We start from the raw sequence: 22801 nt of genomic DNA, 5'->3' as shown, positions 1-22801 counted from the left end.
GCCAGAGACTAACGAGGTCTCCGACCGCCGCCAGGGCGGCGCCGGGCGAGGCGCGGCAGGATGCCTCATGGCCTCCAGGCGCCCCAGCCACCCGCCCGTCCCGCCGGTCGGCCCTCTCGCGGGGGCCCGCCGCGAACCTGCGAGTGGCGGGGGGCGAGGGGGTCCTCTTAGCGTGGTCGGGATGACTGCCCGCGCTGACCTCCGTCTCGGCATCACCGATGTCGCCCCCGTCGTCTCCTGCGGGTCCTTCTCCGCCCGCGCCGTGGTCGGTGAGCACCTGCCGGTCACCGCGACCGTCTTCCGCGAGGGCCACGACGCCGTCGCGGCCGACGTCGTCTGGACCGCACCCGACGGCACCCGGGCGCCGCTGAACCGCATGGCCCGGTTCGGCCAGGAGCCCGACCGCTGGCTGACCACCGTGGTGCCCGACCGCGAGGGGCGCTGGACCTTCCGGGTCGAGGCGTGGAGCGACCCGTTGGCCACCTGGCACCACGCGGTGGAGGTGAAGATCGCGGCCGGCCAGGGCCCCGAGGACCTCGCCAACGACCTGGAGGAGGGGGCCCGGCTGCTCGACCGGGTGGCCGCCGAGGCCGACGGTGAGCCGCGCAGCCGGCTGACCGACGCCGCGGCCGCGCTCCGCGACACCTCCCTCGAGCTGACCGCCCGGGTCGCCCCCGCGCTGGCGCCGGCGCTGCAGGAGTACCTGCACGAGCACCCCGTCCGCGAACTGGTCACCCAGGGCCCGGAGTACGAGGTGTGGGTCGACCGCACGGAGGCCCTGTTCGGCTCCTGGTACGAGTTCTTCCCGCGCTCGGAGGCCCCGGTCGTCGACGGCACCCCCACCCACGGCACGTTCGCCACCGCCGCCGAGCGGCTGCCGGGCGTGGCGGAGATGGGGTTCGACGTCGTGTACCTCCCGCCGATCCACCCGATCGGCACGGTCAACCGCAAGGGCCCGAACACCGCGCAGTTCCCCGGCGGCAACCCGTACGACATCGGTCCGGACGACGTCGGCTCGCCCTGGGCCATCGGCAGCGCGGAGGGCGGCCACGACGCCGTCCACCCGGCGCTGGGCACGATGGAGGACTTCCGGGCCTTCGTCGCCCGCACGCGGGAGCTCGGCATGGAGGTGGCCCTGGACTTCGCGCTCCAGGCCGCGCCGGACCACCCGTGGGTCGAGGCCCACCCGGAGTGGTTCACCACCAAGCCCGACGGCACGATCGCCTACGCGGAGAACCCGCCGAAGAAGTACCAGGACATCTACCCGATCAACTTCGACAACGACCCCGAGGGCATCTACGCCGAGTGCCTGCGGGTGATCCGGGTCTGGATGGACGCCGGGGTGCGGATCTTCCGCGTCGACAACCCGCACACCAAGCCGCTGAACTTCTGGCACTGGCTGATCTGGGAGGTCAAGAAGACCGATCCCGACGTGCTCTTCCTGGCCGAGGCGTTCACGCGGCCCGCGATGATGCACCAGCTCGCCCGGATCGGGTTCACGCAGTCCTACACGTACTTCACCTGGCGGACCGAGCGCGGCGAGCTCGAGGACTACGGCCGCGAGCTCGCGTCCAACGCGCACTACATGCGGCCCAACTTCTTCGTGAACACCCCGGACATCCTGCACGAGTCGCTGCAGTTCGGTGGCCCGCCGATGTTCAAGATCCGCGCCGTCCTGGCGGCCATGATGAGCCCGACCTGGGGTGTCTACGCCGGCTTCGAGCTCTTCGAGCACGTCGCGGTCCGGCCGGGCAGCGAGGAGTACCACGAGAGCGAGAAGTACTCGCTGCGGCCGCGGGACTGGGCCGGAGCGGAGGCCGCCGGGCGCAGCCTCGCGCCCTACCTGCGCCGGCTCAACGAGATCCGGCGGGCCCACCCGGCCCTGCAGCAGCTGCGCACGCTGCGGTTCCACGCGGTGGACAACCCCCACCTGATCTGCTTCTCCAAGACCGACCCCGCGTCGCAGGACGCCGTGCTCGTCGTGGTGAACCTCTCCAGCCACAACACCCAGATCGGGACGACGGCGCTGGACCTCGCCGCCCTGGGCCTGGACTGGTACGAGCGCTTCACCGTGACCGACGAGCTCAGCGGCGCCAGCTACGACTGGGGCCAGTACAACTACGTCGAGCTCGACCCCTACCGGGAACCGGCCCACGTCTTCTCCATCACCCACCCCCGGCCGGTGCAGGTCCCCCCCGCACTGTCTTGAGAACCTGTCCCCGGCCCCGTCCCGGGTCCCGCCCTGAGCCTGCGACGGGTGGGGAAGACGGGGTCCTTCAACCGATAGAGGTCCTTCCCCCCCGATGACCGTTCCCGTTCCTGGCCTCCCCACCGGCCGATCCGAGTCGTCCCCCGCGTCCGCCCTGCCACCGCCGGGCACCGACCCGGAGTGGTACAAGCGCGCCGTCTTCTACGAGGTGCTCGTCCGCGGCTTCGCCGACAGCAACGCCGACGGCGTGGGCGACCTCCGCGGCATGATCGACAAGCTGGACTACCTGCAGTGGTTGGGCGTCGACTGCCTCTGGCTGCCGCCGTTCTTCGCCTCACCGCTGCGCGACGGCGGCTACGACGTGGCCGACTACACCGCCGTCCTGCCCGAGTTCGGTGACATCGAGGACTTCCGCGAGTTCCTGAACGCGGCCCACTCGCGCGGGATGCGCGTGATCATCGACTTCGTCATGAACCACACCTCGGACCAGCACCCCTGGTTCCAGGCCAGCCGGAACGACCCCGACGGGCCCTACGGCGACTTCTACGTGTGGAGCGACGACAACACCCGTTACGCGGACGCGCGGATCATCTTCGTCGACACGGAGAGCTCCAACTGGACGTTCGACCCGGTGCGCAAGCAGTACTTCTGGCACCGCTTCTTCTCCCACCAGCCCGACCTCAACTTCGAGAACGTCCGGGTGCAGGAGGCGATCATCGACGCCCTCCGCTTCTGGCTGGACCTCGGCGTGGACGGCTTCCGGCTCGACGCCGTCCCCTACCTGTTCGAGGAGGAGGGGACCAACGGCGAGAACCTCCCGCGGACCCACGAGTTCCTCAAGCACGTCCGCAAGGTGGTCGACGCCGACTACCCGGACAAGGTGCTGCTCTGCGAGGCCAACCAGTGGCCGGCCGACGTCGTCGAGTACTTCGGCGAGAACGGCGACGAGTGCCAGATGGCCTTCCACTTCCCGGTCATGCCGCGCCTGTTCATGGCGGTCCGCCGGGAGCAGCGGTTCCCGATCTCGGAGATCATGGCCCAGACGCCGGCCATCCCCGACAACTGCCAGTGGGGCATCTTCCTGCGCAACCACGACGAGCTGACCCTCGAGATGGTCACCGACGAGGAGCGCGACTACATGTGGGGGGAGTACGCCAAGGACCCCCGCATGAAGGCCAACATCGGCATCCGCCGCCGGCTGGCCCCCCTGCTGGACAACGACACGAACACCCTCGAGCTGTTCAACGCGCTGCTGCTGTCGCTGCCCGGCTCGCCGGTCCTCTACTACGGCGACGAGATCGCCATGGGCGACAACATCTGGCTCGGTGACCGGGACGGCGTCCGGACGCCCATGCAGTGGACGCCGGACCGCAACGGCGGCTTCTCCACCGCCGACCCGCAGCGGATGTACCTGCCGCTGAACGCGGACCCGGTCTACGGCTACCAGGTGACCAACGTCGAGTCGCAGCTGCGCAACACCACCTCGATGCTGCACTGGATCCGGCGGATGATCCTGGTCCGCAAGGAGCACCCGACGTTCGGCCTCGGCGGCTTCGAGGAGGTCGGCTCGCGCAACCCGACGGTGCTCTCCTTCGTCCGCGAGTTCGGCGACGACGTGGTGCTGTGCGTGAACAACCTGTCCCGGTTCCCGCAGCCGGTCGAGCTGGACCTGCGCCGGTTCGAGGGCTACACGCCGGTCGAGCTCACCGGCCGGGTGGAGTTCCCGCAGATCGGCGTCCTGCCCTACATGCTCACCCTCGCCGGCCACGGCTTCTACTGGTTCGAGCTGGCCAAGCGCACCGAGCCGACGACGGAGAACGAGGACTGGGAGAGCACGGCCGCGAGCAGCGTCGCGGAGTCCCTGCTCGCCGCCGGTGTCGTCAGTGCCGCCGAGGAGATCCCCGGTGGCAGCGACACCCGGACCGGCGACGACGTCCCGCAGAGCACCGGAGGACCCCGATGAGCGTGCTGACCGACCTGCTCCGCGAGTGGATGCCGCACCAGCGGTGGTTCGGGAGCAAGGGCCGCGAGTGGGCCGACGTGACCGAGGAGGGCTTCCTCCTCGACCAGTCCGACCCGGTGCTCTCGGTGCACCGGGTGCGGATCGACTACACCGACGGGCACCGCGAGACCTACCTGGTGCCGCTGTCCTGGCGCGACCACCCGATCGACGAGCTGAGCTCCGCGTTCATCGGCGCGGTGCCCTCCTCGGGCCGGGAGACATACGCCTACGACGCCCTGCGCGACAGGGAGGCCACGACGCCGTGGCTGGTGCACCTGGTCAACGCCTCGACCGTGGGACCGATGCACTTCCACCCGGCCGGGGTGGCCTACATCCCCGAGGGCGTGCCCGGCGACATCGTCTCCACCGAGCAGAGCAACACCTCCCTGGTCTACGGGCAGGAGGCGATCCTCAAGCTGTTCCGCCGGCTGGAGCCCGGCCTCAACCCCGACGTCGAGGTGCACGACGCGCTGCGCAAGACGCAGAACCCGCACATCGCGCCGCTGCTGGGGCACATCGAGATCAACGACCCCGACCCGTCGCTGGAGCCGGCGACGGTGGCCATGCTGCAGACGTTCGTGCCCAACGCCAGCGACGGGTGGCGGCTGGCCACCGCCAGCGTCCGCGACCTCTACGCCGAGGGCGACCTGCACGCCGACGAGGTGGGTGGGGACTTCGCCGCCGACAGCGAGCGGCTGGGCGCCGCGACCGCCTCGGTGCACGCCGACATGGCGCAGGTGCTGCCCACCGAGCCCGCCGATGCGGAGTGGTTCGCCACGCTCGCCGAGCAGATGACCGCCCGGCTGGAGTCCGCGATCGCGGTCGTCCCGCAGCTGGCCGAGCACGCGGACGGGCTGCGTGCCGTGTACGCCGCCGTCGCGGGCAGCACCGAGTCCGTCGTCCGCCAGCGGGTGCACGGCGACCTGCACCTGGGGCAGGTGCTCCGCACGGCGACCGGGTGGATCGTGCTCGACTTCGAGGGTGAGCCCGCCCGCCCGCTGGCCGCCCGCCGCGAGCTCGACAGCCCCATGCGCGACGTCGCCGGGATGCTGCGCAGTTTCGACTACGCGGCGCGGCACATGCTCGTCGAGCAGCCCGACGACCCCCAGCGCGCATACCGCGCCCAGGAGTGGGCAGTGCGCAACCGCAACGCGTTCTGCGCGGGGTACTCCGCAGCCGGCGGGCTGGACCCGTGCGGGGACTCCCCCCTCCTGCGGGCCTTCGAGGCGGACAAGGCCGTCTACGAGTGCGTCTACGAAGCGCGCAACCGCCCGCACTGGCTGATGATCCCGCTGCACTCGCTGTCCCGGCTCACCGCCGCCGACTGAGGCGCGGGCTCGACCCCACCTGACCCCACCGCACGATGAGGACGGCGACGCGATGACATCCCCGACCGGGACCGACGGTCCCCGACCCACCACCGACTCCTCCTCGAGCCGCGGGCGTGCCCCGGCGACCAAGGAGGAGCTGCAGGCCGCCGTCGAGGAGAAGACCGCGCAGGCCGAGGCCGCCGAGACCGAGCCGATCGTCAACGCCGCCCCCGCCCGCAAGCGGGCGGCCGCCAAGAAGGCTCCGGCGGCCGAGAAGGCTCCGGCGGCCGAGAAGGCCCCGGCGGCGAAGAAGACGGCCGCGAAGAAGACGGCCGGGAAGTCCGCCGCGGCTCCCGCCGAGGGGGCGCCGGCGAAGAAGACGGCGCGCAAGGCCGCGGCCACGGGGGCCGCCGCCAAGAGCGCCCAGGGTGCGGCCGTGGCCGCGCAGGGCGGCACGGCGGCACCGGTGGTGGCGCCGGCGCCGATCGCCGAGCCGGGCAGCCCGAGCGGGGCGCCGGCCGGGCAGCCCGAGCGACCGGATCCCGATCCGTCCACGCCCAGCACGCCGCAGGCCCCGGACGACCACGACACCCGGATCCCGCACGGCACGGGGGCGGCCGGCAGCGTCGTCGCCGGCCTCGTGGCCGACGGCGCCACCGCGGGCGGGGACGGCTCGGGCGGGGACGGCGCGACCGCGGACGGCGCGCAGGCGGCCACCGACGACCCCGCGATGGCCGGCGCCCTGGCCGCCGGCGGGTCGGTCGGCGTCGGGCGGCACGGGTCGGTGCACGAGGTCACCGGTGACGAGCTGCGGGCCGTCGTCGAGGGCTGGTCCTACGCGCCGCACAGCATCCTGGGCGCGCACCGGGCCGACGCCGGCTGGGTGGTGCGCTGCCTGCGGCCGGAGGCGGTGTCGGTCACCGTCGTCGACGAGGACGGCTCCCGCTACGAAGCCCGGCAGCTGCACGGCGGCGGGGTCTACGAGGCGGAGCTCCCCCGGCAACCCGGTGACTACCGGATCGACGTCACCTACCGCGACGGCGACGGCGGGACGACCACCTTCACCATCGACGACCCCTACCGCTGGCTGCCCACCGTCGGCGAGGTCGACCAGCACCTGATCCGCGAGGGCCGGCACGAACGGCTGTGGGAGGTCCTCGGGGCCCACGTGCGCCGCTACGACACCCCCCGCGGCACCGTCGAGGGCGTCTCCTTCGCCGTGTGGGCCCCCAACGCCCGCGGCGTGAAGGTCACCGGCGACTTCGACTACTGGGAGGCCCGCCTCCACCCGATGCGCTCGCTGGGCTCCTCGGGCGTGTGGGAGATCTTCATCCCCGGCGTCCCGGCCGGTGTCCGGTACCGCTACCACGTGCTCGGTGCCGACGGGCAGTGGCGGGAGAAGTCCGACCCGATGGCCTTCGCCACCGAGGTCCCCCCGCTGAACGCGTCCATCGTCACCGAGTCGGCCTACGAGTGGGGTGACGACGCCTGGCTGGCCGAGCGCGCCACGGCCGGGTGGCACGAACGGCCGATGAGCGTCTACGAGGTGCACGTCGGCTCCTGGCGGCAGGGACTCTCCTACCGCGAGCTGGCCGACGAGCTGATCGACTACGTGCTGGCCGCCGGGTTCACCCACATCGAGTTCATGCCGGTCGCGGAGCACCCGTTCGGTGGGTCGTGGGGCTACCAGGTCACCTCGTACTACGCGCCCACCTCCCGCTACGGCAGCCCCGACGACCTCCGCTACCTGATCGACCGCGCCCACCAGGCCGGCATCGGCGTCATCGTCGACTGGGTCCCGGCGCACTTCCCCAAGGACGACTGGGCGCTGGCCCGCTTCGACGGCACGCCGCTCTACGAGCACGGCGACCCCCGCCGGGGCGAGCAGCTGGACTGGGGCACCTACGTCTTCGACTTCGGCCGCTCGGAGGTGCGCAACTTCCTCGTCGCCAACGCCCTGTACTGGTGCAAGGAGTTCCACGTCGACGGCGTCCGCGTCGACGCCGTGGCCTCGATGCTGTACCTGGACTACTCCCGGGACGAGTGGGTGCCCAACCAGTACGGGGGCCGGGAGAACCTCGAGGCGGTGGCGTTCCTGCAGGAGATGAACGCGACCGTGTACCGCGAGGTCCCCGGCGTGGTCACGATCGCCGAGGAGTCCACCGCCTGGCCCGGCGTCACCCGGCCGACCCACCTCGGCGGCCTGGGCTTCGGCTTCAAGTGGAACATGGGCTGGATGCACGACTCGCTGACCTACATCTCCAAGGAGCCGGTGCACCGCAGCTACCACCACGGTCAGCTGACGTTCTCGATGATGTACGCCTACTCCGAGAACTACGTGCTGCCGATCAGCCACGACGAGGTCGTCTACGGCAAGGGCTCCCTGCTGCGGAAGATGCCCGGCGACCGCTGGCAGCAGCTGGCCAACCTGCGCTCCTACCTGGCCTACATGTGGGCCCACCCCGGCAAGCAGCTGCTGTTCATGGGCTCGGAGTTCGGCCAGGACGCGGAGTGGGCCGAGAGCCGGTCCCTCGACTGGTGGCACCTCGACGACCCGGCCCACCGGGGGGTGCTCTCGCTGGTCACCGACCTGAACTCCCGGTACAAGGAGGCCCCGGCGCTCTGGTCGCAGGACGTCGACCCGGCCGGTTTCCAGTGGATCGACGCCAACGACGCCTCCGGCAACGTGCTGTCCTTCCTCCGGTTCGGTGCGGCGACGGCCGGCGACGAGGCCCGTGACACCGGGCAGGTGCTCGCCTGCGTGTCCAACTTCGCGGGCCAGCCGCACCACGGGTACCGGATCGGGCTCCCCCGTCCAGGGTTCTGGCGCGAGGTGCTCAACTCCGACGCCGAGGGCTACGGGGGCTCGGGCGTGGGCAACATGGGCGGCATCGAGGCCGTCGAGGAGCCGTGGCACGGGCAGCCCTGGTCCGCCACGCTGTCGGCTCCCCCGCTGGGCACCGTCTGGTTCGTGCACGAGGGCTGAGCCCCGAGACGTCGAGGAGCCGGCACGAGCAGGGACGTGCCGGCTCCTCGACGCGTCCGCCCACGGGGCGCGGGACCCCCGCCGGTCGAGGTCCCTTCGCGGGCGCGGCGGGGCGGTGGCACGATCGCAGGACATGCCTGCCGTCCCGTCCCGTCGCGCCGCCGTCGCCCTGCTGGCCACGCTGGTGACGATCGTGCTGTCCGGGTGCACGGTGGTGGTCGCGGGCCGGCCGATCTCCCTGCAGCCGCCGACGGGGGACGTCGACGCGGGCGAGGTCGTGGTCGAGGGCGCCACCGACGACGAGATCGACGTCCTCGCCCGGAACGCGCTCGCCGACCTCGAGACCTTCTGGACCGACCAGATGCCCGACGTCTTCGGGCAGCCCTTCGAGCCGCTGGAGGGCGGCTACTTCAGCGTGGACCCCGGCGACCCCGGCGCCTTCCCCGACGGCATCGGCTGCGGCACGGACGTGGCCGAGGTGGAGGGCAACGCGTTCTACTGCTCCGCGCCGGACGCGCCGAACTCCGACTCCATCAGCTACGACCGCACCTTCCTCACCGAGCTCGCCGAGGGGTACGGCCGGTTCATCCCCGCGCTCGTGATGGCCCACGAGTTCGGGCACGCCGTCCAGGCCCGGGTCGGCTACCCGGACTTCTCCATCTCGGTGGAGACCCAGGCCGACTGCTTCGCCGGTGCGTGGACCTCGTGGGTCGCCGACGGCGAGGCCGAGTTCTCCACGATCCGGGCGCCCGAGCTCGACGAACTGCTGCGCGGCTACGTGCTGCTCCGCGACCCGCCGGGCACCAGCGCCACCGTGGACGCGGCGCACGGGTCCTTCTTCGACCGGGTCTCGGCGTTCCAGGAGGGCTTCGAGAGCGGCCCGACCGCCTGCCGCGACAACTTCACCGCGCAGCGGCCCTACACGCAGGGCCGGTTCCTCGACCCCCAGGACCAGGCCAGCCAGGGCAACGCCTCCTTCGACGAGGCCCAGCGGATCGCCGGCACCGCCCTGCCGGAGTTCTGGACGCGCGCGTTCTCCGAGGTCTTCGGCGAGACGTTCGACCCGCCGGCGCTGGAGCCCTTCGCGGGCGACCCGCCGGCGTGCGCCCCGGACGACGAGCGCGACCTCGTCTACTGCCCGGACGACAACCTGGTCGCCTACGACCAGCGGGACCTCGCCGGGCCGGTCTACGAGCAGTTCTTCGACTACGCCGTCGTCACGGCCCTGTCCCTGCCCTACGCGCAGGCCGCGCGCGACCAGCTCGGGCTCTCCGGCGACGACGCCGACGCCGTCCGGTCGGCGGTGTGCCTGACCGGATGGTTCTCGGCGGAGTTCCGGGACGGCGAGCTGGGAGCCACCATCTCCCCCGGCGACCTCGACGAGAGCGTGCAGTTCCTGCTCGAGTACGGCCGCGACCCCGCGGTGCTGCCGGAGACCCAGCTGTCGGGCTTCCAGCTGGTCGACCTGTTCCGCAACGGCTTCTTCCAGGGGCCCAGCGCCTGCGACGTCGGCGTCTGAGAGAGGACCCTCCTGCCCCCCACCGCTCGCACGCTCGCGCCGGGACCCTGCAGGAGGGCCAGAGAACTTAGTAGAGGGCGAGGGTGAGCGCCCGGCGGGCCTGACCGACCCGCGGGTCCTGGTCGCCGACGACCCCGAACAGCTCCACCAGGTGCTTGCGGGCCTGGTCGCGGTCCTCCCCGCTGGTGCGCCGGACGACGTCGAGGAGCCGGTCGAACGCCCCCTCGACGTCCCCGGTGCCGAGCAGGAAGTCGGCGGCGCGGGTCTGCGCGGTCACGTCGTCCGGGGCGGCGTCGGCGCGGGCGAGGGCGTCGGGGCCGGCCTCGTCGGCGCGGCGGAACAGCTGCACCTGGCGCAGTGCCAGGCCGGCGACGGGGTGGTCGGGCTCCACGTCGACGATCGCCTGGTAGGCGGCCTCGGCGGCGGTCAGGTCACCACGCTCGAGGGCGGCCTCGGCGGCGTCCAGCCGCGGGTCCTCGACCTCGGCCGCCTCCCCCTCGACGTCGGGGACGGCTCCGCCGGTGGTGGCGCGCACGAGCTCGGTGACGAACTGCCGGGCCTGCTCCTCGGGGATGGCGCCGGTGAACTCGGCGACCAGCTGCCCCTGCCAGACCGCCTTCACCGCCGGGATGCCCTGCACCCGCAGCCCCTGGGCGAGCGCCGGGTTGGCATCGACGTCCACCTTGGCCAGCACCCACGAGCCGCCGCCCTCGGTGGCCAGCCGCTCGAGCACCGGGGACAACTGCTTGCACGGCCCGCACCACTCGGCCCACAGGTCGAGCACGACCGGCACCTGGAAGGAGCGGTCGAGCACCTCGGTCTGGAACGTCTCCTCGGTGACGTCGACGACCGCACCGGCGGCGCCGGGAGCGCCGGTCGGGGCGGCAGCGGCGGGCGGGGGCGCGGCCTGAGCCCGCGCCGCCGCCTCGGAGCGGGCCTTCACGGCGGCGAGGTCGACCGCGCCGGCGAGTGAGGCGGCCAGCTGAGCCTGCTGGGCCTGGGCGCGCGGGTCGGGACGTCCGGGACGGGAGGGCTGCATGACCTCGATCATCCCACCGCCGCGCGGGCGGTGTCGGGGGGTACCGGGGCAGCCGGTCCGGCGGTCAGCCGACCGGGGACTCGGCCTCGGCGACGTCGCCGGCGCCGAGGCGGACCCGTTTGAGGACGGCGAAGAGCGTCTCCAGCTCGTCGGGCGGGATGTCGCCGAGCCCGAAGTCGAGCACGGTGAGCGCGGCGGTGGCCGACTCGACGACCTCGCGCCCCCGCTCGGTGATGCCGGCCAGCACGCCGCGGCCGTCCGCGGGGTTGGGCCGACGGTCGACGAAGCCGGCCGCGACCAGCCGGTCGATCGCGTTGGTGACGCTGGTCGGGTGCACCATCAGCCGGCTGCCGATCACCTTCAGCGGCAGCTCGCCGGTGCGGCTGAAGGTCAGGAGCACGAGGACCTCGTACCGGGCGAAGGTCAGCCCGTGTGGCCGCAGTACCTCGTCGAACCGGGCGAGCAGGATCTGCTGCACCCGGAACACCGACGTCGCGGCGCGCATGGTCGCCGCCGGCCCGAAGCGTGCCTCCCACGACTCCCCGGCGCGCTCGATGGGATCGAAGGGCAGCCCCAGCGGTCGCACCATGTCCACAGAGGCTACGGCGCACCCCCCGGCCGCCGGGACGCGCCCGGTGGCTGCCTCCCGCCGCCGGGAGGCCGCCGTCGGACGCTTCTCGGTCGCCCCTGTGGACGGCGACCGCACGCGCCGGTACCGAGCGGGCAGGGTGCCCCGGTGCCCGTGCCCCCGTCCCGCCCACCGGAGCTGCGAGGAAAGCTCTTCCGGGGCTCCCGGGCGGTGGCGGCCGGCACGCTCACGCGGGCCCAGCTGCGCAGCTCCGCGTGGGCGCGGCTCTTCCCCGACGTCTACGCGTGCACGAGCCTGCCGGTGACGCACTTGACGCGGACGCTGGCCGTCACCCGCGTCCTGCTGCCCGGCGCCGTGGCCAGCGGGCGCAGCGCCGCCGTCGTCTGGGGCGTCGACCTCGTCGGACCGGAGGACGACGTCGAGTGCACCCTCCCCCGTGGGTGCCGAGCCGGTGCGGCGGCCGGCGTGCGGGGGAACCGCAGGGAGCTCGCGTTCGACGACGTCACCGTCCACCGGGGCGTGCCGGTGACCACCCCACTGCGGACGGCACTCGACCTGGGCCGGATCCGGCCCGCGGACGAGGCGGTCGTCGCCCTCGACCGGTTCCTGCGGGCCGGTGCGGTCAGCCGGGCCGACGTCTGGGCAGCCGCCGTCGGGATGACCGGCCGCGGGTGTCGCGAGGTCCGCGCAGCCGTCTCGCGGGCCGACGGTCTGGCCGAGTCACCCCAGGAGACCCGGCTCCGCCTGCTGCTGCACCGATCGGGCCTCCCGGCACCGGTCGCCCAGCACGTCGTCCGGGACGAGCGGGGATTCGTCGCCCGCGTCGACTTCGCCTGGCCCGCGCACCGGCTGGCCGTGGAGTACGAGGGCGCCTGGCACGGCGAGAGGCAGCAGGTGGCGAAGGACCGGCAACGGCTGAACCGGCTCACGGCCGCCGGCTGGCGGGTCGTCTTCGTGACGGCGACGGACCTGCGCCGGCCCGAGCAGCTGGTCGCCCGGATCAGCGCGGAACTCTCCCGAGCGAGTTCCGTCTGAGGGCTGCCTCGGGACGGCGGGAGGCAGCTCTCAGCCGGATCTCGACGAGGCGAGCGACCTGGCTCCGGTCAGGCCGGCGGGGCGGGGCGCAGCGGCGGGACGTGCCGGACCCCGAACACCTCCCGCAGCGCCACCCGGGCCGAGAGGTCGCCGCAGGCGCCGTGCACGGCCGGCCCCGGCGGCGTCGCCGACGACGCGAGGTACACGCCCCGCACCGGCGTCTTGTAGGTGTTCCAGCGCGGGACCGGCCGGGCCAGCATCTGCCGCAGCGTCGCCTGGCCGTTGGAGATGTCCCCGCCGAGGTAGCTCGGGTTCCACCGCTCCATCGCGACCGCGTCCTTGGTGACCCGGTCGACGATCGTGTCCTTGAACCCGGGCGCGAAGCGCTCGACCTGGTTCTCGATGGCCTCGGTCATGTCGACGTCGGCTCCGTGCGGCACGTGCACGTAGGCCCAGAACACGTGCCCACCCTCGGGGGCCCGGGTCGGGTCGGGCACCGTCGGCTGGACCGCGAGGACGTACGGACGGTCGGTCAGCCGGCCCTGGTTGGGCGCCCGCTCCCCGGCGATCGTCTCCTCCAGGGTGCCGGCGACGTGGATGGTCCCCGCGCGACGCACGTCGGGGTTGGTCCACGGCACCGGCTCGGACAGGATCCAGTCGACCTTGAAGACGCCGGCGCCGTGCTTGTAGCGCCCGACCCACCGGCGGTAGCCCTCGTGCACGCGGTCCCCGGCCATCGAGACGAAGGCCTCGGGTGTGGTGTCCAGCAGCACGGCCGGCACCCCGTCGAACTCGCGCAGGTCGGTGACGAGGTGACCGGTGACGACCTCCCCACCCTGCTGCTCCAGCGCGGTGACCATCGCGTCGGCCAGGTTCTGCGAGCCGCCCTCGACGAGCGGCCAGCCGGCGTGGTGGGACAGCATGGTCAGCAACATGCCGAGCGCGGAGGTGAGCGGCTGGGTCAGGTCCAGCATCCCGTGCGCGGCGGCCCCGCCCAGCAGCGCGCGGGCCTCCTCCGTCTCGAAGTAGCGGTGCGCCAGCCAGCGCACGTTGGGCAGCCCGGTGAGCCCGAACTTGGTGATGGCACCGACGCTGCGCGTGGGCAACCGGCGCAACTGGCTGGTCAGGAAGAAGTCGACGACGTCGGTCCCGTGGTCGACCAGCGGCTCGAACAGGCGGCGGTAGGCCGGGCCGTCGGGCCCGAGCCCGTCGGCGGTCTCCACCAGCGAGCGCCGCGAGACCGAGGCCCGCCCCCCGTCGAGGGGATGCGCGAAGTTGATCTCGGGCTGGACGAGCCGGACACCACGGCTGGCCAGGTCGAACTCCCGGAAGAACGGCGCCGCGGCGGCCATCGGCTGGACGATCGAGCAGACGTCGTGCCGGAAGCCGGGGCGCATGAGCTCCTCGGTGCGCATCCCGCCGCCGGGGCGCTCGGCCGCCTCGACGACCTGGACCCGCAGCCCGGCGGCGGCCAGCCGCAGGGCCGCCGCCAGCCCGTTCGGGCCTGCTCCGACGACGACGGCATCCGGCTTCCCGTTCACCCGGCCATCGTGCCCGTCGCGGCTCAGACCTGCGCGAGGAGCGCGTCGGCCGCGCTGAAGGGGTCGGTCGCCCCGGCGGCCACCCGCTGAGCCAGGGCGTGCAGGGCCGCGGAGCCGCGGACGGCGGCCATGCGCTCGCGCAGGCCGGTGAGGGCGATGGCCTCGATCTCGCGGGCCGCCCGTCCGGTGCGGCGGCGGTGCCCCTCGCCCGAGGCGTCCAGCCACCGGCGGTGCGCGGCGGTCGCCTCCAGGACGACGTCGATGCCGTTGTCGGCCTCGCGCACGGCCACCGTCGCGCAGATCGGCGGCCGCCACGCGCCGTCGCCCCGCCCGCCCAGGGCGGTCATCGCCCGCAGGTCGCGCACCGTCCGGTCGGCGCCGTCCCGGTCGGCCTGGTTCACCACGAGCACGTCGGCGACCTCCAGGATCCCGGCCTTGGCCGCCTGGACGCCGTCCCCCATCCCGGGCGCGAGCAGCACGAGCGTCGTGTCGGCGAGCGAGGCGATCTCCAGCTCCGACTGCCCGACGCCCACGGTCTCGACCAGGACGACGTCGCAGCCGGCGGCGTCGAGGACGCGCAGCGCCTGCGGGGTGCCCCAGGCCAGCCCGCCCAGGTGCCCGCGGGTGGCCATCGACCGGATGTAGACACCGGGGTCGCCGGCGTGGTCGCCCATCCGCACCCGGTCCCCGAGCAGCGCCCCGCCGGAGAACGGCGAGGAGGGGTCGACGGCGAGGACGCCGACCCGCCGCCCGGCCCGCCGGTGGGCGCGCACCAGCGCGGTCGTGGTGGTGGACTTGCCCACCCCGGGCGGACCGGTCAGGCCGACGACGTGTGCGCGTCCGGCGTGCGGCGCCAGCGCGGCGGCCACCTCGCGGACCGCCGGGCCGCCGTCCTCGACCAGCGAGATCAGCCGGGCGACCGACCGGGCGTCGCCGTCCCGGGCGCCGGCCACCAGCTCGGGGACGCCGACCGCGCGACGGCCCCGCACCGCCGTCCCGCCGGGGACGTCGGTCACCGGCTCAGGAGCGCGCGGGCACGTGCAGGACCAGCGCGTCACCCTGACCGCCACCACCGCAGAGCGCCGCGGCGCCGACCCCACCGCCACGGCGGCCCAGCTCGAGGGCGAGGTGCAGCACGATCCGGGCGCCGCTCATGCCGATCGGATGGCCCAGGGCGATCGCGCCGCCGTTCGGGTTCACCTTCTCCGGGTCGATGCCCAGCTCGCGGGTCGAGACGATGCCGACCGCGGCGAAGGCCTCGTTGAGCTCGACCAGGTCGAGGTCGGCGGGGTCGATGCCCTCCCGCGCGCACGCCTTCGCGATCGCCCGCGACGGCTGGCTCTGCAGCGTCGCGTCGGGGCCGGCGACCACGCCGTGCGCGCCGATCTCCGCGATCGGGGTCAGCCCCAGCTCGGCGGCCTTCTTGGCACTCATGACGACCACCGCGCAGGCGCCGTCGGAGATCTGCGACGCGGAGCCCGCGGTGATCGTGCCGTCCGGCGCGAAGGCCGGCTTCAGCTTGGACAGGCTGTCGGCCGTCGTGTCGGCGCGGATGCCCTCGTCCTCGCGGAACTCGATCGGGTCGCCCTTGCGCTGCGGGATGACGACGGGGGTGATCTCGTCGTCGAACAGGCCGTTCTTCTGCGCGGCGGCGGCCTTCTGGTGGCTGGCGGCGGCGAAGGCGTCCTGCTCGGCGCGGGTGAGGTCGTAGCGGCTGTTGGCCTGCTCGGTGAGGACGCCCATGGCCACCTGGTCGAAGGTGTCCGACAGGCCGTCGTGGGCCATCGAGTCCAGGAGCGCCGTGTCGCCGTACTTGGTGCCCGTGCGGGAGCCGGCGAGCAGGTGCGGTGCCTGGGTCATCGACTCCATGCCACCGGCGACGACGACGTCGAACTCGCCGGCGCGGATGAGCTGGTCGGCCAGGGCGATCGCGTCGATGCCCGACAGGCAGACCTTGTTGAGCGTCAGCGAGGGCACCGACATCGGGATGCCACCCGCGACCGCGGCGGGCCGGGCCGGGTTCTGGCCCGCCCCGGCCTGGAGCACCTGACCCATGATCACGTAGTCGACCTGGTCCCCGGCGATGCCGGCCCGCTCCAGCGCCGCCTTGATGGCGACCCCGCCGAGCTCGGCAGCGGAGAAGTCCTTGAGCGACCCCAGCAGCCGGCCCATGGGGGTGCGGGCGCCGCTGACGATGACCGAACGGGGCATGGGTGCCTCCAGTGCGCAGGCCGCCGTCGGAGGCGGCCGGTTTCTCGGGCGACCGCGCGGAGCACGCGGTCGCCGGGCTCCGCCCAGGATAGGACGCCGCGGCCCCGGTGCGGCCCCGATCGGCGACCCCGGGGGCCGACGTGACTCGTGACACAGGGAGCTGTCGTCCTGGACGTCTCTTCGGGAGGATGCCGCCGTGACCACCCCCGACCCGAGCGCCGCGGGCACCGGCCTGCCCGCCGAGCTGTTCACCACCATCGACCACGTGGGCATCGCCGTCCCGGACCTCCGGGAGGCGATCGCGTTCTACGAGCTGGCCTTCGGGATCACCTCCGTGCACGAGGAGGTCAACGAGGAGCAGGGGGTGCACGAGGCGATGCTGGCGGTCGGCGACGGCGGCACCCGCATCCAGCTGCTCGCCCCGCTGACCCCCGAGTCGACGATCGCCAAGTTCATCGGCCGCTCCGGCCCGGGCCTGCAGCAGCTGGCCTTCCGGGTGGCCGACGTCGAGGCGGTGAGCGCGACACTGCGGGAGCGCGGCCTGCGACTGCTCTACGACACCCCGCGGCGGGGCACGGCCGGGAGCCGGGTCAACTTCGTGCACCCCAAGGACGCCGGCGGGGTGCTCGTCGAGCTGGTCGAGCCCGCCGCCGCGCCGCACTGAGCCGCACGGCGCCGACCCACACAGCCTGCTCGCCGACGACGACCCGGGAGACGCACGTGTTCGAGATCAGGGACGCCATCCTCGCCGACGAGCTGGACGCGATCGGAGGACTGCCGACCCCGGCGTCCTACCGGGCGGTGCTGGTGCGCAAGGACGAGCAGGACCTGTTCGCCGGGCTGCCCACGCGGGACAAGGACCCGCGGAAGTCGCTGCACGTCGAGGAGGTGCCCACCCCGGAGCTCGGCCCGGGCGAGGCGCTGGTCGCGGTGATGGCCTCCTCGGTCAACTACAACACCGTCTGGACGTCGATCTTCGAGCCGGTGTCGACCTTCGGCTTCCTGGAGCGCTACGGCCGGCTGCACGACTTGGCCCGCCGGCACGACCTGCCCTACCACGTGGTGGGGTCCGACCTGGCCGGCGTCGTCCTGCGCGTCGGGTCGGGGGTCAACAGGTGGAAGCCCGGGGACGAGGTCGTCGCGCACTGCCTGTCGGTGGAGCTCGAGGACCCGGCCGGCCACGACGACACGATGCTCGACCCGCAGCAGCGGATCTGGGGCTTCGAGACGAACTTCGGCGGCCTGGCCGAGCTGGCCCTGGTCAAGAGCAACCAGCTGATGCCCAAGCCGGCGCACCTGACCTGGGAGGAGGCGGCCGCTCCCGGGCTGGTCAACTCCACCGCCTACCGGCAGCTGGTCAGCCCCAACGGCGCGAACATGAAGCAGGGGGACGTCGTCCTCATCTGGGGCGCCTCCGGAGGACTCGGCTCCTACGCGACCCAGATGGCCCTCAACGGCGGAGCGATCCCGGTCTGCGTGGTCAGCAGCCCGGAGAAGGCCGCCATCGTGCGCACCATGGGCGCCGAGCTGGTCATCGACCGCTCCGCGGAGGGCTACGCGTTCTGGTCGGACGAGCACACCCAGGACCCGCGGGAGTGGCAGCGCCTGGGCAAGCGGATCCGCGAGCTCACCGGCGGGGACGACGCCGACATCGTCTTCGAGCACCCCGGCCGGGAGACCTTCGGCGCCAGCGTCTACGTGGCCAAGCGCGGCGGCACGATCGTGACCTGCGCCTCGACCAGCGGGTTCCAGCACACCTACGACAACCGCTACCTGTGGATGAACCTCAAGCGGATCATCGGCTCGCACTTCGCCAACTACAAGGAGGCGTGGGAGGCCAACCGGCTCATCGACCGGGGGCTCGTCCACCCGACCCTGTCCAAGGTCTACCCGATGGCCGACGTCGGGCAGGCCGCCTATGACGTGCACCGCAACCTGCACCAGGGCAAGGTCGGCGTGCTCACCCTGGCGCCCGAGGAGGGGCTCGGCGTCCGGGACGCCGAGAAGCGCGCACGTCACCTCACGGCGATCAACCGCTTCCGTGGCGTGTAGCCACGCCGGTCCGCTCGCGGGAGGCCATCACCGTCCGCGCCGGCTGCCGGCTGCGGCGGACGGACGCAGGTGGCGCGGGACGTGGCGCTCCCCCCGGACGGGCTGGCACCCTGCAGGGAGGGCGCTGGTGACCCGCCGGACCCACGCCGCCGACTCTGCGAGGATGACCGCATGAGCGATGCCCGCCGCGACCTGATCCCGATGCGCGAGGCCCAGCACTCGTTCGACGTCGTGCTCCGGGGCTACGACCGGCACCAGGTGGCCGAGACGATCGAACGCCTGGAAGCCGACATCCGTGTCGCCCTCGCCGATCGGGACGCCGCGGCGAACCGGTCGACCGACCTCGCCGGCCAGCTCTCGAGCATGCACGCGGAGATCGAGTCCCTCCGGCGCAAGGCGGCGTCGGCCGGGCCGGCCACCTTCGAGAACATGAGCGAGCGCATCTCGCACATGCTCCGGCTGGCCGAGGAGGAGGCCGCCGACATCCGGCAGAGCGCCGAGCGGGAGGCCGCGGCGCTGCGCGAGCAGACCGCCGCGGAGGAGCGGGCCATGCTCGAGCGGCACGCCGCCGGGCAGGCCGAGGTCGAGCGCATGATCGCCGAGGCCCGCCAGAGCGCCGAGCAGATCGCCAGCAAGGCGCAGATCCGCGCCGACGAGCTGGTCAGCAAGGCGCAGGAGAAGGCGGCCCGGCTCGACGCGGAGTCCCAGGCGCGGCGCGCGAAGGTCGAGGAGGACTTCGAGCTCGCCCAGCGCTCCCGCCGGCAGGAGGCGGCCCGCATCGACGAGGAGCGTGACCGCACCTCGGCGGAGGCGGCACGGCAGCGGATCGCCGCGGCCGAGAAGCACGCCGCGCAGGTGGTCGGCGAGGCGGAGGCCGCCGCGGCCGCCGTCCGGGCGGTCCGCGACGAGCTGACCGGCCGGCTGGTCGAGGCGCGCCGCGTGCTCGAGCAGCTGCCCGACCTCGGTGACCGGCGGCCCGAGTCGCGGCCCGCCGTCCCCGGTCAGCCGCCGGCGTCCTCGGCCCAGGGCGCGCAGCAGGGCTCGCCACCGCGGCCGCAGCCCTCGCCGCGGCACGGCAACCCGACCCCGCCGGCGCAGGCCCAGCCGGGTCATCCCGAGCCCCACCAGGTCGGTCCCCCGACGGCGCAGCAGCCGGCGATCCGCACGAGCACCGCGCCGCAGCCCGCGGTGTCCCGGCCGGTGGAGTCGCCGAGCGCCGGGAACGGCGAGGCGGCCGCGGCCCGGCAGCCCACGCGTCCCCCGGCCCCGCCGACGCAGCCGGCCGTCACCCCGGTCAGCGGCGAGCAGCCGCTGGTGCGGCAGCCCTCGCCCCAGCAGACCCAGGTGATCCGCCCGGTCTCCGCCGAGCAGGCCGCGGCCCCGCCGGTGCTCGGTCCGCCGACGCTGGTCCAGCCGGTGGCCGCCCAGCCAGCCGGGACCGATCGCACCGACACCGACGGCCAGTCGGTCTCCCCTGGGCGCCGCTGACCGCCGCGGTACCAGGTCCGCGAGTCCGGGCACCAGCGGACGGTCCGCGGGACGTAGCCGGGTCTCCCCCGGCCGTCCCGCCCACGGCAGACGGGGGACGGAGGTGCGGTGCCCGCCCGCCACGCCCGTCGTCCTCGTCACCTCGCGGCCGGGCGTCGCCGCCTCCTCGGATGGGGCGCCGCCGCCCTCGTCGTCGCCGTGGCGACGACCGTGGCGCTCCTGCTGACCGGCCAGCCCGGGTCCGCTCCCCCCGCGCCGGCCGGCGTCGCCGCGACCGGCGCCGCCGACCAGGCATCGGCCGACCTGCTGGCCTGGGCGGCGCAGGAGCTCCCGACCGGCGCCCGCCTGGAGGCCGCCGCGGACGTCCGCGCCGACCTGGTGGCCGCCGGCGCACCGGAGGAGCTCGTCACGACGACGGGCCCCACCGGCCCCGACGACGTCCTCCTCGAGGTGACGACCGGGGTTCCTCCGCCCGGCGCCCGGGTGCTCGCCCGCTTCGGGGACCTGCTGGTGGTCGACTCCTCCCCCGGCGTCCCGACCCCGGCGCAGCTCGACCGCCGACGCAGCCTGGCCGCAGCCCTGCTCGCCAACCCGACGGTCCGGGTGGATGCGCCGGCGGCAGCGGTGCTGGAGGGCGCCGAGGTCGATGCGCGGCTGCTGATGCTCCTCGCGGCGCTGGGGGCGCAGCAGGGTGTCGGCGTGGCGGCGTTCCCGGGCGTGTCGGGCACCGACGGACTCCCGGCCCGCAGCGTCCTGCTCGACTCCTTCGGCGGAGCCCCCGTCGGCACCGGCGCCGAGGGCACCGACACGCTCCTGACCTGGCTGGACGCCCAACTGCCGCCGTTCGCGCCCGACGGGGTCACGGTCACCGCCGACGGCGTCGTGATCAGCCACCGGTACGCCGCTGACCCGGATGCCGTGGTGTCGGCCCCGGGACCGTGACCCTCGGTTGGACAGCGCGGGCGCAGAGTGCGGGGATGGGGCGGGACAGGTCGGTCCCACCTCGATCGCATGGAGGAGAATCGTGCAACGGATGGCCCGCGCGCTGGGCGTCGTCCTGCTCGGCGCCGGGCTCCTGCTGGCCGGCATGCCCACCGCCGCAGCAGCCGAGAGCGGCCTGCTCCGCCTGGTGCACCTGTCACCGGACACCCCGGCGGTCGACGTCTACGTCGACTCGGTCTCCGACCCCACCGCGGGAGCCGCGCTGCTGACCCTGCCGGGCGTCGGCTACGGGACCATCTCCGACTACCAGGACGTACCACCGGGCGTCTACGCGGTGAGCATGCGCACGGCCGGCGCCGAGCCCACCAGTCCCCCGGTGCTGTCCACGACCGTCGAGGTGGCGGCGGGCACCGCCCGGACCGTCGCCGGGGTGGGACGGATGGCCGACCTCGGGCTCGCCGTCCTCGACGACGACCTCACCCCGCCGCCGACGGGTTCCGCCCGGGTCCGGGTGGTCGCCGCGGCCGCCGGCGCGCCGACCCTGGACGTCTCGGTCGCCGGGGGTGGGCAGCTGGCCGAGGGCCTGCAGTTCGCGGCGGCCGGGGAGTACGTCACCGTGCCCGCCGGGTCGACGACGCTGCAGCTGACCGCCGGGAGTGCACCGACCGAGGTGCCGGTCGACCTGCGGGCCGGCGCGGTGTACACCGTGCTGGTCCTCGACCGCCCGGAGGGCGGCCTGACGGTGCGACCGGTGCTGGACGCCGCCGGCGCCGCGATCGTGCCCAGCGGCGGCGTGGACGCCGGTGGAGGCGGTACTGCGGGCCGTCCGGCCGCCGGGCCGGTGGCCGTCGGTGCGACCCTGCTGGTGGGTGCCGCCCTCGGGCTGGGCGTGGGCCGGCACCGGTCGCGGCCGGGCCGTCGGTGAGCCGTCGGTGAGCCGCCGGTGAGCCGGCACCGGCTGCCCAGCCACCACGCGCCCCGCCGCCGGCGCCGGCCGGCCACCCTCGGGTCGCTGGCCGGGGCCGGCCTGGTCGCCGGCGGGGTCCTGTTGCTCTCCCCGTCCGCGCCCCCGGCGGCAGAGGCGGGGACGTCCGCACCCCTGCCCGTGGTCACCGAGAGCGTCGACACCGCCGGTGCGGCCCAGCCGATCCGGGTCCGGGTGCCGGCGATCGGCGTGGACCATCCGCTCGAGCGCCTGGGCGTGGATCCCGCCGGTGCCCTGGTGCCGCCCGCCGACCCCGACCAGGCGGGCTGGTTCACCGGCGGGCCGGCTCCGGGCGACGTCGGACCCGCGGTCATCGCCGGGCACGTCGACACCGCGCACAGGCCGGCGGTCTTCCACCGCCTCGGGGAGCTGACGCCCGGGGCCGAGGTCCTGGTCGACCGCGCCGACGGGACGACGGCCCGGTTCACGGTCACCGACGTCGGCCGGTACCCCAAGGCCGACTTCCCGACCGAGGCCGTCTACGGGCCGACGCCACGGGCGGAACTGCGGCTGGTCACCTGTGGCGGCGACTTCGACCGCTCCCGCCGCAGCTACACCGACAACGTCGTGGTGACGGCCCGGCTCACCTGAGTGGCCGGCCCCGTCCCGGGCACCGCCCCGCGCGTGGAGGGCTCGGGAGGACGGGGCTCGCCGTCACCGCCGCCGGTCGCGGGCCCGCCAGCAGGCGGTGTGCCAGTGCCGTCGCCAGTCCGCCGCCGACCCGGTGTCCCAGGGCTCGAGGTCGGAGTCCCGCGCGTAGGCGGGCCAGGTCACCACGTGCGGCGTCCCCGGTCGGATCTCCTGGTCGCACCCCGGGCACCGGTAGGTCTTCCCGGTGCCGGCGCCCGGGACGGGGCGGACCACCCAGTCGCCGTCCCCCGCCTCCTCCACCG

General features: G+C 74.2%; 17 protein-coding genes and 1 pseudogene. 12 read left to right on the top strand and 6 right to left on the bottom strand.

Annotated features, from left to right (window positions below):
* Nucleotides 1-181: 181 nt before the first annotated feature.
* The 5 genes and pseudogenes from GCU56_RS06060 to GCU56_RS06040 form a co-directional block, all read left to right on the top strand.
* Nucleotides 182-2209, top strand: coding sequence for an alpha-1,4-glucan--maltose-1-phosphate maltosyltransferase (locus GCU56_RS06060; RefSeq protein ID WP_163480607.1), 2028 nt, complete (start codon nucleotides 182-184; stop codon nucleotides 2207-2209).
* A 94-nt stretch (nucleotides 2210-2303) separates the two neighbouring features.
* Nucleotides 2304-4172, top strand: a complete 1869-nt coding sequence (gene treS / locus GCU56_RS06055; RefSeq protein ID WP_163480606.1) for a maltose alpha-D-glucosyltransferase — start codon at nucleotides 2304-2306, stop codon at nucleotides 4170-4172.
* Nucleotides 4169-5539, top strand: a complete 1371-nt coding sequence (locus GCU56_RS06050; RefSeq protein WP_163480605.1) for a maltokinase N-terminal cap-like domain-containing protein — start codon at nucleotides 4169-4171, stop codon at nucleotides 5537-5539. The genes treS and GCU56_RS06050 overlap by 4 nt, the downstream gene beginning before the upstream one ends.
* Before the next feature lie 52 nt (nucleotides 5540-5591).
* Nucleotides 5592-8507: a 1,4-alpha-glucan branching protein GlgB gene (glgB, locus tag GCU56_RS06045; protein WP_204331495.1), complete on the top strand. Its 2916-nt coding sequence runs from the start codon at nucleotides 5592-5594 to the stop codon at nucleotides 8505-8507.
* A gap of 85 nt (nucleotides 8508-8592) precedes the next feature.
* Nucleotides 8593-10026, top strand: a pseudogene (locus tag GCU56_RS06040) (neutral zinc metallopeptidase); the annotation flags it as partial.
* Nucleotides 10027-10093: 67 nt separating this feature from the next.
* On the opposite strand, the gene GCU56_RS06035 reads toward GCU56_RS06040, so the two are convergent.
* Together GCU56_RS06035 and GCU56_RS06030 are read right to left on the bottom strand one after the other, a co-directional pair.
* The gene (locus GCU56_RS06035; RefSeq protein ID WP_163480603.1) at nucleotides 10094-11065 is read right to left on the bottom strand and encodes a tetratricopeptide repeat protein; all 972 of its coding nucleotides are present in this window, start codon (nucleotides 11063-11065) and stop codon (nucleotides 10094-10096) included.
* Between the two features lie 64 nt (nucleotides 11066-11129).
* The gene (locus GCU56_RS06030) at nucleotides 11130-11654 is read right to left on the bottom strand and encodes a MarR family winged helix-turn-helix transcriptional regulator (RefSeq protein WP_163480602.1); all 525 of its coding nucleotides are present in this window, start codon (nucleotides 11652-11654) and stop codon (nucleotides 11130-11132) included.
* Nucleotides 11655-11801: 147 nt separating this feature from the next.
* On the opposite strand from GCU56_RS06030, the gene GCU56_RS06025 reads away from it, so the two are divergent.
* On the top strand, nucleotides 11802-12689 hold the full coding sequence (locus GCU56_RS06025; protein ID WP_163480601.1) for a DUF559 domain-containing protein: 888 nt from the start codon (nucleotides 11802-11804) through the stop codon (nucleotides 12687-12689).
* Between the two features lie 68 nt (nucleotides 12690-12757).
* On the opposite strand, the gene GCU56_RS06020 is transcribed toward GCU56_RS06025, so the two are convergent.
* Genes GCU56_RS06020 through GCU56_RS06010 form a run of 3 tightly spaced genes read right to left on the bottom strand, consistent with a single transcriptional unit; the run spans nucleotide 12758 to nucleotide 16441 of the window.
* Nucleotides 12758-14230 carry an FAD-dependent oxidoreductase gene (locus tag GCU56_RS06020; protein ID WP_163480600.1) on the bottom strand — a complete coding sequence of 491 codons (1473 nt, stop codon included), beginning with the start codon at nucleotides 14228-14230 and terminating at the stop codon, nucleotides 12758-12760.
* 23 nt (nucleotides 14231-14253) lie between these two features.
* Nucleotides 14254-15246 carry a methylmalonyl Co-A mutase-associated GTPase MeaB gene (gene meaB, locus GCU56_RS06015; protein ID WP_345771667.1) on the bottom strand — a complete coding sequence of 331 codons (993 nt, stop codon included), beginning with the start codon at nucleotides 15244-15246 and terminating at the stop codon, nucleotides 14254-14256.
* Nucleotides 15247-15250: 4 nt separating this feature from the next.
* Complete coding sequence (locus GCU56_RS06010; protein ID WP_163480599.1) at nucleotides 15251-16441, bottom strand: acetyl-CoA C-acetyltransferase; 1191 nt, start codon at nucleotides 16439-16441, stop codon at nucleotides 15251-15253.
* A gap of 196 nt (nucleotides 16442-16637) precedes the next feature.
* Here GCU56_RS06010 and mce point away from each other — a divergent pair, with 196 nt between their 5' ends.
* The 6 genes from mce to GCU56_RS05980 all read left to right on the top strand — a co-directional run bounded on the left by mce (nucleotide 16638) and on the right by GCU56_RS05980 (nucleotide 22499).
* Nucleotides 16638-17105, top strand: a complete 468-nt coding sequence (mce, locus tag GCU56_RS06005) for a methylmalonyl-CoA epimerase (RefSeq protein ID WP_163480598.1) — start codon at nucleotides 16638-16640, stop codon at nucleotides 17103-17105.
* Between the two features lie 56 nt (nucleotides 17106-17161).
* The gene (gene ccrA / locus GCU56_RS06000; protein ID WP_163480597.1) at nucleotides 17162-18493 is read left to right on the top strand and encodes a crotonyl-CoA carboxylase/reductase; all 1332 of its coding nucleotides are present in this window, start codon (nucleotides 17162-17164) and stop codon (nucleotides 18491-18493) included.
* A gap of 171 nt (nucleotides 18494-18664) precedes the next feature.
* Nucleotides 18665-19981, top strand: coding sequence for a hypothetical protein (locus tag GCU56_RS05995; protein WP_163480596.1), 1317 nt, complete (start codon nucleotides 18665-18667; stop codon nucleotides 19979-19981).
* Between the two features lie 108 nt (nucleotides 19982-20089).
* On the top strand, nucleotides 20090-20923 hold the full coding sequence (locus GCU56_RS05990; RefSeq protein ID WP_163480595.1) for a hypothetical protein: 834 nt from the start codon (nucleotides 20090-20092) through the stop codon (nucleotides 20921-20923).
* Nucleotides 20924-21014: 91 nt separating this feature from the next.
* The gene (locus tag GCU56_RS05985) at nucleotides 21015-21848 is read left to right on the top strand and encodes a DUF4397 domain-containing protein (RefSeq protein ID WP_163480759.1); all 834 of its coding nucleotides are present in this window, start codon (nucleotides 21015-21017) and stop codon (nucleotides 21846-21848) included.
* Between the two features lie 18 nt (nucleotides 21849-21866).
* Nucleotides 21867-22499, top strand: coding sequence for a class F sortase (locus tag GCU56_RS05980; RefSeq protein WP_163480594.1), 633 nt, complete (start codon nucleotides 21867-21869; stop codon nucleotides 22497-22499).
* A gap of 63 nt (nucleotides 22500-22562) precedes the next feature.
* On the opposite strand, the gene GCU56_RS05975 is transcribed toward GCU56_RS05980, so the two are convergent.
* Complete coding sequence (locus GCU56_RS05975; RefSeq protein ID WP_345771666.1) at nucleotides 22563-22772, bottom strand: hypothetical protein; 210 nt, start codon at nucleotides 22770-22772, stop codon at nucleotides 22563-22565.
* Nucleotides 22773-22801 lie beyond the last annotated feature (29 nt).

The sequence above is a fragment of the Geodermatophilus sabuli genome (assembly GCF_010686765.1).
Lineage (GTDB): Bacteria > Actinomycetota > Actinomycetes > Mycobacteriales > Geodermatophilaceae > Geodermatophilus > Geodermatophilus sabuli_A.
Note: the sequence above shows the minus strand (reverse complement) of the source record. Positions and strands in the feature narration are given on the sequence as shown.